This window comes from Streptosporangium minutum, from assembly GCF_002149035.1.
Taxonomy (GTDB): domain Bacteria; phylum Actinomycetota; class Actinomycetes; order Streptosporangiales; family Streptosporangiaceae; genus Streptosporangium; species Streptosporangium minutum.
Genome location: NZ_NGFP01000324.1, coordinates 1 through 9,118 on the forward strand (window position 1 = coordinate 1; position 9,118 = coordinate 9,118).

8 protein-coding genes are annotated in these 9,118 nt (G+C 70.3%); 6 read left to right on the forward strand and 2 right to left on the reverse strand.

What is annotated here, in order from left to right:
- Positions 1 to 468: 468 nt before the first annotated feature.
- Genes CA984_RS39830 through CA984_RS39850 form a run of 5 tightly spaced genes read left to right on the forward strand, consistent with a single transcriptional unit; the run spans position 469 to position 6,364 of the window.
- Positions 469 to 1,767, forward strand: a complete 1,299-nt coding sequence (locus CA984_RS39830; protein ID WP_242676436.1) for an extracellular solute-binding protein — start codon at positions 469 to 471, stop codon at positions 1,765 to 1,767.
- Positions 1,768 to 1,770: 3 nt separating this feature from the next.
- Positions 1,771 to 2,784 carry a carbohydrate ABC transporter permease gene (locus CA984_RS39835; protein WP_086578542.1) on the forward strand — a complete coding sequence of 338 codons (1,014 nt, stop codon included), beginning with the start codon at positions 1,771 to 1,773 and terminating at the stop codon, positions 2,782 to 2,784.
- Positions 2,781 to 3,659 (forward strand): sugar ABC transporter permease, encoded by an 879-nt coding sequence (locus tag CA984_RS39840; RefSeq protein WP_086578543.1) that lies wholly within the window; start codon positions 2,781 to 2,783, stop codon positions 3,657 to 3,659. Before CA984_RS39835 ends, CA984_RS39840 begins: the two co-directional genes overlap by 4 nt.
- Positions 3,660 to 3,708: 49 nt before the next feature.
- On the forward strand, positions 3,709 to 5,325 hold the full coding sequence (locus CA984_RS39845) for a glycoside hydrolase family 13 protein (RefSeq protein WP_086578544.1): 1,617 nt from the start codon (positions 3,709 to 3,711) through the stop codon (positions 5,323 to 5,325).
- On the forward strand, positions 5,315 to 6,364 hold the full coding sequence (locus tag CA984_RS39850) for a LacI family DNA-binding transcriptional regulator (protein ID WP_086578545.1): 1,050 nt from the start codon (positions 5,315 to 5,317) through the stop codon (positions 6,362 to 6,364). The genes CA984_RS39845 and CA984_RS39850 overlap by 11 nt, the downstream gene beginning before the upstream one ends.
- 140 nt (positions 6,365 to 6,504) lie before the next feature.
- Here the strand turns inward: CA984_RS39850 and CA984_RS39855 are convergent, their stop codons facing one another.
- The gene (locus CA984_RS39855) at positions 6,505 to 7,350 is read right to left on the reverse strand and encodes a hypothetical protein (RefSeq protein WP_086578546.1); all 846 of its coding nucleotides are present in this window, start codon (positions 7,348 to 7,350) and stop codon (positions 6,505 to 6,507) included.
- A 10-nt stretch (positions 7,351 to 7,360) separates the two neighbouring features.
- Positions 7,361 to 7,942 carry a papain-like cysteine protease family protein gene (locus CA984_RS39860; protein ID WP_086578549.1) on the reverse strand — a complete coding sequence of 194 codons (582 nt, stop codon included), beginning with the start codon at positions 7,940 to 7,942 and terminating at the stop codon, positions 7,361 to 7,363.
- Between the two features lie 175 nt (positions 7,943 to 8,117).
- Between CA984_RS39860 and CA984_RS48445 the strand changes: the two genes are divergently transcribed.
- Positions 8,118 to 9,118, forward strand: a 1,001-nt coding sequence (locus CA984_RS48445; protein ID WP_086578547.1) for a hypothetical protein, incomplete at its 3' end; no start/stop codon positions are given.

Here is a 9,118-nt window from a genome sequence, read left to right on the forward strand (position 1 = left end):
GGGGGAGAGGGGTGCGGCGAGGGGGATGATCAGGGTCGCCGTGAGGACGGCACCCGACAGGAGGGTCGCTCTCGCGCGTCGTGGGAGGAGTGGCCAGACCACCGGGGGGCCTCCGCTGAGTCGTTTCGAGGGTGTTGCCCGGAAGTTACTCACTGGGCATGATCTGTGCAATCCCTTGCCGAAATTTTCTGAATCGTGATGATTTCGGGAGATGCCGGAGCGGGGGCGCGTCCCGCCCGGAAATCCCTCGCCGGGGCTGATATCCCACCTGAGCTGCAAGTATCTCCAGCCGCACCGGCAATGGAGGGGTTGTCGCCTCCTGTCCCCTTGGTGGAGTATGTAACAACTTTGCAGACTCTTGCAGAAACTTCTTCCAATGCGGTTCACGTCGGCGTAACGTCCGGCGTACTCCAAACCCGGCCCGGTGGCTTCCCCTGCCCGGACCGGTCCCCTGAGCTATGAGGAGAAATGATGCGGCGAGCCTTCTCGGCTGCGACGATCGTCGCGGCACTCGCCCTGGCGGTCTCCGCCTGTGGTGGCGGCGACAGTGACTCGGCGGCGGCCCCCGCCCAGTCCGCCGCGGCCGATCCGTCGAAGATCAGCGGCGAGATCACCTGGTGGGACACCGTCCGGCCGGACAGTGAGGGCCCGACGTTCCAGGCGCTCATCAACGAGTTCCAGGCGAAGTACCCCAATATCAAGGTCAAGTACGTCAACGTCCCCTCGGACCAGGCACAGAACAAGTTCCAGACCGCGGCGCAGGCCGGCAGTGGGGCGCCGGACGTGATCCGCTCCGAGGTCGCCTGGACCCCCCAGTTCGCCTCCCTCGGCTACCTCCAGCCGCTGGACGGCACGCGCGCCGTGGAGAACGAGGCCGACTTCCTGCCCAGCCCGCTGAGCAGCACCAAGTACAACGGCAAGGCCTACGCGGTACCGCAGGTCACCGACACCCTGGCGCTGCTGTACAACAAGAAGCTGCTCAAGGAGGCCGGCTGGGACAAGGCGCCCACCACGGTCGAGGAGCTGAAGAAGGCCGCGCTCGACGTCAAGGAGAAGACCGGCGTCAGCGGCCTCGCGCTCAACGTCGACGCCTACTTCCTGCTGCCCTTCATGTACGGCGAGGGCGGCGACACGCTCGACGTCCAGAGCAAGAAGATCGTCGTGAACTCCCCGGCCAACGTCAAGGCCATGGCGGCGGTCGACGACCTGATCAAGTCCGGCGCCGCGCCCAAGCCGGCCATCCAGGACAGCTACGCCAACGCGATGACCGCCCTCAAGGACGGCAAGGCCGCGATGATCTACAACGGCCCGTGGGCGCTGGCGGAGGTCTACCAGGGCAAGGAGTTCAAGGACAAGGAGAACCTCGGCATCGCCCCCGTACCCGCGGGGTCGGTCAAGGCCGGCGCTCCCACCGGCGGCTGGAACTACGCCATCTACGCCGGTTCCAAGAACCTCGACGCCTCCTACGAGTTCGTCCGCTTCATGAGCACCCCCGAGGCCCAGGCCAAGGTCGCCAAGGAGATCAGCCTCCTGCCGACCCGCGCCTCCGCCTACGACAACCCCGACGTCCAGGGCAACAAGGACGTCGCCACCTTCAAGCCGATCCTCGACACCGCGGTCGCGCGTCCGTGGATCCCCGAGGGCGGCCAGCTCTTCCAGCCGCTCCTGGAGGGTTACCAGTCCCTGGTGGGCGGCAAGACCTCGCCCGAGGACATGGTCAAGACGGTGGACGAGAAGTACCGCGGCATCTTCAAGGACTGGAGCTGATCCGTGGCGACTTCCACTGGGCGTGTGACCGGCACGGCCAGGGACCGGGCCGCGGGCGCCGACGGCGCCCGCGGCCGGGGCCGCCCCAAGAAGGCCGGCCCGGTCCGGCGGTCGATGTCGCAGCACTGGTACGCCTGGGCCATGGTCGCCCCGGTCGTCGTGGTCACCGCCGCGCTGATCGGCTGGCCGCTGGTCCGGGGGGTCTACCTGTCCCTGACCGACGCCACCGAGGCCACGATGGGCCGGACGATCGGCGTCAACGTGATCCCCTCGACCTACGGGTTCACGGGGCTCGACAACTACGTCGACATCCTCACCAGCGGCCTGTTCTGGGACAAGCTGATCTGGACGGTCATCTGGACCGTCGCCTGCGTCGGGCTCCACTACGGCCTCGGCCTCGGCCTGGCCCTGCTGCTCAACCGGAAGATGCGCTTCCGCTCGGTCTACCGGCTGATGCTGATCCTGCCGTGGGCGATCCCGTCCTTCGTCGCCGCGTTCATCTGGCGTTACCTCTACAACAGCGACTACGGCGTCATCAACGCGATGCTGAAGGCGGCGGGCCTGGGCGCGGTCGGCTGGCTCGACGACCCGACCACGGCGAAGCTCGCGGTCATCGCGGTCAACGTCTGGGTGGGCGTGCCGTTCATGATGGTGGCCATGCTCGGCGGGCTCCAGTCGATCCCCGGTGAGCTCTACGAGGCGGCCGAGGTGGACGGCGCCACGCCGTGGCAGCGCTTCCGCCACATCACCGTCCCCGGCCTGCGCATCGTCTCCAGCACCGTCGTCCTGCTGGGCACGATCTGGACGTTCAACATGTTCCCGCTGATCTTCCTGATCACCGGCGGAGGTCCGGGCAGCTCCACGGAGATCCTGGTGACCTACGCCTACCGCGAGGCCTTCACCGGCATCCGCAACTACTCGGGCTCGGCGGCATGGGGAGTGATCATCCTCCTGCTCCTCGTCGTGATGGCCCTGGTCTACCGTCGCGCGCTGCGCAAGCAAGGGGAGGTCTGGTGAGCACCGCCACCGCAGGTCCCGCGAGGCGCCGGCGCGCCCGCAGCCGCGAGGAGCGCGGCATCGGCAGCTCGATCCTGCTGCACGGCACGCTCATCGTCGCCTCCCTCATCGCGCTGTTCCCCATCGTGTGGCTGGTCCTGACCTCGCTCAAGCCACGCGACGGCTGGCTCTCCAGCGAGCTGAAGTTCTTCGACAACTCGTCGCTGGACAACTACACCCGGGTGCTGACCGAGACGCAGTTCCCGAACTGGCTGCTCAACTCCGTGATCATCGCGGGGCTGACCACGGTCATCGGCGTGTTCCTGGCCTCGACGACCGGGTACGCGATCAGCCGCTTCCGGTTCCCGGGCTACCGCGGCGTCATGTGGATGCTGCTGATCACCCAGATGTTCCCGGTGGCGATCCTGATCGTGCCGCTCTACAACCTGATGGCGGGTCTCGGGCTGCTCAACCAGATCCCGGGCCTGGTCATCGCCTACATGACCGTGGCGGTCCCGTTCTGCGCGTGGATGATGAAGGGCTACTTCGACTCCATCCCGCGCGAGATCGACCAGGCCGGCATGATCGACGGGCTGACCCCGTTCGGCACCTTCTGGCGGGTCATCCTGCCGCTGGCCCGGCCCAGCATCGCGGTCACCGCGTTCTACTCCTTCATGACCGCCTGGGGCGAGGTCGCCTACGCCTCGGTCTTCATGACGGGCGAGGAGACACGCACCCTCGCGGCGGGCCTGCAGCAGTTCGTCGGCCAGCACTGGTCCGACTGGGGCCTGCTGACCGCCTCGGCCGTGCTGATCGCGCTGCCCGCGGCGGTCGTCTTCCTGCTCGTCCAGCGTCACCTGGTCGCCGGGCTCACAGCCGGCGCCACCAAGTCGTAACACCATCGTGCTATCACGTCCTGACATGTCACTTGATCGGGGGACCAATATGACCGAGCTCGTCCACGCGGACCATGCCAGCGAGACCGCCACCCGGTGGTGGCGCGACGCGGTGATCTACCAGGTCTACGTGCGCAGCTTCGCCGACGGCAACGGCGACGGGATCGGCGACCTGCTGGGCGTGCGGAGCCGACTGCGGTATCTGGCCGATCTGGGGGTGGACGCCGTCTGGCTGACCCCGTTCTACACCTCGCCGATGGCCGACTTCGGCTACGACGTGGCGGACTACCGGGACGTCGACCCGATCTTCGGGTCGCTGGGCGACGCCAAGGCCCTGATCGACGACGCGCACCGGCACGGCCTGCGGGTGATCGTCGACGTCGTGCCCAACCACACCTCCGACCGGCACGTGTGGTTCCAGCAGGCCCTGGCCGCCGGGCCCGGCAGCCCCGAGCGGGAGCGTTACATCTTCCGCCAGGGCAAGGGGGAGAGCGGGGAGCTGCCCCCGAACGACTGGGAGTCGGTCTTCGGCGGCCCCGCCTGGACCCGGCTGCCCGACGGCGAGTGGTACCTGCGCCTGTTCGCCTCCGAACAGCCCGACCTGAACTGGGACAACCCCGAGGTTCACGCGGAGTTCGAATCGGTCCTGCGCTTCTGGCTCGACCTGGGCGTGGACGGCTTCCGCGTCGACGTGGCGCACGGCATGGTCAAGGCCGACGGCCTGCCCGACGTCGGCCACCCCGACCAGGTCCGGATGATCGGCGCCGACGTGGTCCCGTTCTTCGACCAGGACGGCGTGCACGAGATCCACCGCGGCTGGCGCAGACTGCTCGACTCCTACCCGGGCGAGCGGATCGGCGTCGCCGAGGCGTGGGCGCCGTCCCCGCAGCGGCTGGCCAACTACGTCCGCCCGGACGAGCTGCACCAGGCGTTCAACTTCCACTTCCTGAACACCCCGTGGGACGCGGCCAGGTTCCGCACGGTGATCCAGGAGTCGCTCGCCACGGCCGGACTGGTCGGCGCGCCCAGCACCTGGGTGCTGTCCAACCACGACGTCAAGCGGCACCTGACCCGCTACGGCGGCGGCGAGACCGGCCTGCGCCGCTCCCGCGCCGCGGCCCTGCTGACGCTCTCCCTGCCCGGCTCGACCTACCTCTACCAGGGCGAGGAGCTCGGACTGCCCGAGGTCCTCGACCTGCCGGAGGAGTTCCTGCGCGACCCGCAGCGGTTGCGCAACCCCGACGACGGCCGCGACGGCTGCCGGGTCCCCATCCCGTGGGCCGACGTCGAGCCGCACTTCGGCTTCAGCCTGCCGGGCATCGAGGAGTCATGGCTGCCCATGCCCGCCTCCTGGGGCCCGCTCAGCGTCCAGTCCCAGCTCCGCGACCCGCTCTCCACGCTGCGCCTCTACCGGACGGCGCTGGAGATCAGGCGGGCCCGCCGCTCCTTCGACGACGCGCCGCTGACCTGGCTGGACTCACCCGAGGGCACGCTGGCCTTCGCCCGGGGCGACGGCTTCGCCTGCACACTCAACCTGACCGGCGAGCCGGTCGAGCTGCCCGCGCCCGGACGGGTCCTGCTGGCCAGCGAGGAACCGGTCGTCGACGGCGACACGGTACGGCTCGCGCCCGACTCCGCGGTCTGGTGGGAACGCGATGCCGTATAGCGGCGGCCCGCCGGGCAACGGCGCGGCCAGGCTGACCGACATCGCCGCGCAGGCGGGGGTGAGTGAGGCCACGGTCAGCAGGGTGCTCAACGGCAAGCCGGGCGTCTCCGCCGCCACCCGGCAGGCCGTCCTGGCCGCGCTGGACCTGATGGGGTACGAGCGGCCGCAGCGGCTGCGCCAGCGCAGCAACGGGCTGATCGGCCTGGTCACCCCGGAGCTGGACAACCCGATCTTCCCGGCGTTCGCCCAGGCCTTCGAGAAGGCGCTGACCCAGCACGGCTACACCCCGCTGCTGTGCACCCAGCTCCCCGGCGGGGCGGTGGAGGACGAGTTCACCGAGCTGCTCGTGGAGCGCGGGGTCAGCGGCATCATCTTCGTCTCCGGGCTGCACGCCGACATCACCGCGCGCTCCGACCGCTACACCCAGCTCATCGGGCAGGGCGTGCCCATCGTCCTGCTCAACGGGCACGCCGGCGACGTCCCGGCGCCGTTCATCTCCCCGGACGACCGGGCCGCCGCGCGGCTGGCCGTACAGCATCTGGTGGATCTCGGGCACGAGCGGATCGGCCTGGCCGTCGGGCCCGGCCGGTTCGTGCCGGTGATCCGCAAGATCGAGGGCTACCGGCAGGCGATGGCGCAGCTGCTGGGGGCGGACGGGGTCGACGAGCTGATCTCGCACTCGCTGTTCTCGGTGGAGGGGGGTCAGGCGGCGGCGGCGCAGTTGCTGGAGCGGGGCTGCACGGGCATCGTGTGCGCCTCGGACCTGATGGCGCTGGGGGCGATCCGGGCGTGCCGKGATCGGGGGTTGTCGGTTCCGGCGGACGTGTCGGTGGTGGGGTTCGACGACTCGCCGCTGATCGCCTTCACCGACCCGCCGCTGACCACCGTGCGCAAGCCCATCGGCGCGATGGCCTCGGCCGCGGTGGCCACCCTCCTGGAGGAGATCAACGGCATCCGGAGCAGGCACATCGAGCTGATGTTCCAGCCCGAGCTGGTCGTGCGCCGCTCGACCGGCTCCGGCCCGCTGGTCAACCGCTAGATCTGGCGCGGGCCTCCCCGGCGCCGGCGAGCACGCCGCCGGCAGGGGCGCGCGGAGGGGGCCGCGACGGCCCTCCACGACGGTCCCCGGCACGGAACGCCCGGCCTGGCGGGCCGGGCGTCCGGTGACGGGCGTGCCGCTCAGGTCCGGGAGGTGCGGCGGCGGAGCGCGCGTCCGCCCAGCCAACCCGTGATCCAGGCGGCGGACCCTCCGACGAGCAGCACTCCCGCGCTCATCGCCCAGCCGAGCGGGGCGCCGCCCGGTGCCGGCGGCGACCCGCCATCACCGGCGGAGGCGCCGGGCCCGTAGCCGCCGGCGGTGCCGTTGCGGGCGTACGCGGAGCCGGGCAGCTTGTCGCCGTAGCGGCCCGAGACCAGCTTCTGGTAATCCGCCAGCGGCACGCCGCCCGCCCCGACGGAGGCCGTCGCCTCGGTGCTGAGCGGGACGACACGGCCGTCCCTGAGCGCGTACCAGGCGTTGATCTGCGGTTCGAGGAAGACCGTGCCCGGCTGTGAGGCGTAGCGCTGCTCGTCGTCGCCACTGGCGATGTTGCTGACCTGCCAGCCGCCGGTCCGTGAGCGGCTCGTCCAGATCGAGGCGGTCCGGCCGTCGGCCGCGTCGGCCCGGGTGGCGAAGAACGCGAACCGCGCGACCTCCCCCGACTGTCCGGCGACGAAGGCGGGGTTGAGGTGGTTGACGGCCACGGTCTGCTCGGTCACCCTCACGGCGATCGGCGCCACCGCTCTGGTGTCCGTCCCGGGCGGGGCCCCCTTGGTGGCGAAGAACTCGCCGAGCGTCCGCTGGACGCCCGGGGCCGAGGCGGCGGCGCGGGCGGCCGCTCGGTCGCCGGCGCCGGGTGGTACGGCTTGCACGGCCGCAGCCTCGGCCGGGCTCTGGGGGGCCGGGTCGTCCGTGGCCGCGTGGGCGAGGGAGGGGGCGAGCAGGAGGGATCCGGTCAGGGCGAGGACCGCTGCGATGCGCTTCATGGGAGCCTCCTCACGCGCCGATGTAGTCGAGGGAGTGGGTCCAGGAGAAGGACCCGTTGCCGACGTAGTAGTTGTAGGCCGCCCAGTTGTAGCGGGAGCTGGACTGCCAGGGATCGCCCCAGTAGATCCACGACCCGCTCTGGTCATAGCCGTAGATGGTGTGCATGTGCCCGCCGCCGGAGGACCACTGGATCCGGGTCAGCACCGGCCGGTTGGCGTTCATCTCCCTGATCACCGCGTTGTAGGTCAGGTAGTTGTAGACGTAGGTGCCGGGCGAGATGCCGATCCGGCGGAAGGCGTTCTGGTCGTTGGCCAGGGTGGCCTGGTTGTTGGGGCAGCTGGAGTTCACCGAGCGGTTGAAGGCCAGGTTGCAGAACTGGTTCTGGCTGTAGTCGTAGCCGTGGTAGGCGGCCACGGTGTTGCCGGCGGCCGCCCAGCACCAGTTGGTGTACTGCTGGGCCTGCATGGTGATGTTGAGGCGGTAGGCGGCCGCGGCATGGGCGGCGATGCCGGGCGACGCCAGCCAGACCCCGGTCGTCAGCACGAGCGCGATGGCCGTGCGCCGGAACCCGCCGGATGATGGATAGGGCATGTCGAGCTCCTGGGGGGAGAAGCCGGTGCTGTTGAAGGGATGGTCGGCCGGATGCGCGGGCCGGACAAGGCGGGGCGGACCGTCCGGCATGTGTGCTGTGAACGGGGAACCGAAGCGCGCCACAAGAGCGCCACCCCTCGGTGACACAGTGGTGAAAATTTGTGAAAATTCACACATGTCAGATGATCGTGAACTCAAGGCCGCTCTGCGTGACGGTCCTTTTCACATCGCGCTGCGCGTCGCGGTCCAGGCGCGCGGCCTGACCCTGGACCGGCTCCGGCACCGCCTGGGGGAGCGCGGGCTACGGGTCGGGACGACGAGCCTGAGCTACTGGCAGCAGGGCCTGCGCCGTCCCGAGCGGCCCGAGTCGCTGCGCGCCGTACGCGCGCTGGAGGAGATCCTCATCCTGCCGCCGCGCTCGCTGATGGAACTGCTCGGCCCGCCCCGGCCACGCGGCCGCAGCAGCCCGCTGATGCCGGGCGCGGTGGCCTATTCGTCGATCTTGGAGCCGGCCCGCGCCCTGTCGGCGCTGCTGGAGGAGCTGGACGGGGTGGCCGACGACCGGCGCCTGCACATCGTCGGGATGCACGAGACGCTCCGGATCGGAGCGGATCGCAGCATCACCCGGCGCGAGACGCTCCAGGTGGTGCAGGCGCACGAGGACGCCGCCGACCGCTACATCATGATCTACTGGGGCGATCTGGGCTGCGACGTGGAGCGCGTGCGGGTCCGGGCGCTGGAGGACTGCCGCGTCGGCCGGGTCCGCCGTGACGGGCCGGCCGCCCTGGTGGTGGCCGAGCTGCTGTTCGATCGGGCGCTGCGGACCAGGGAGACTCAGATGATCCGCTACGGGCTGGCCGATCCCAGTGGCGCGGAGGCCCGCGCCTACGAGCGGGGTTTCCGCTTCCCGGCCGGTCAGTACATGCTGCGGGTGAGCTTCGACCCCGCGGCGCTGCCGGTCCGCATCCACCGCTTCGCCCGCCGTAGCCTGGACGCGGACGAGTACGACCGCGGCGTGCTCCAGGACGTCGGCACCCCCGGCCAGGTCTACAACGACCCGGCCACCGCCTTCACCGCCGCCTTCCTCAGCTCCCAGCAGCTCAACCTGCTCGCAGCCACCGTGCGCACCCCGCAGAACCAGTTCATCCTGCTGGACTTCGGGGTGCACCAGATCAC

Excerpts from the sequence above, each read along its gene's own strand:
- CA984_RS39830 (WP_242676436.1), top strand. The coding sequence starts at position 469 with ATGATGCGGCGAGCCTTCTCGGCTGCGACGATCGTCGCGGCACTCGCC.
- CA984_RS39845 (WP_086578544.1), top strand. The coding sequence starts at position 3,709 with ATGACCGAGCTCGTCCACGCGGACCATGCCAGCGAGACCGCCACCCGG.
- CA984_RS39855 (WP_086578546.1), bottom strand. The coding sequence starts at position 7,350 with ATGAAGCGCATCGCAGCGGTCCTCGCCCTGACCGGATCCCTCCTGCTC.
- CA984_RS39860 (WP_086578549.1), bottom strand. The coding sequence starts at position 7,942 with ATGCCCTATCCATCATCCGGCGGGTTCCGGCGCACGGCCATCGCGCTC.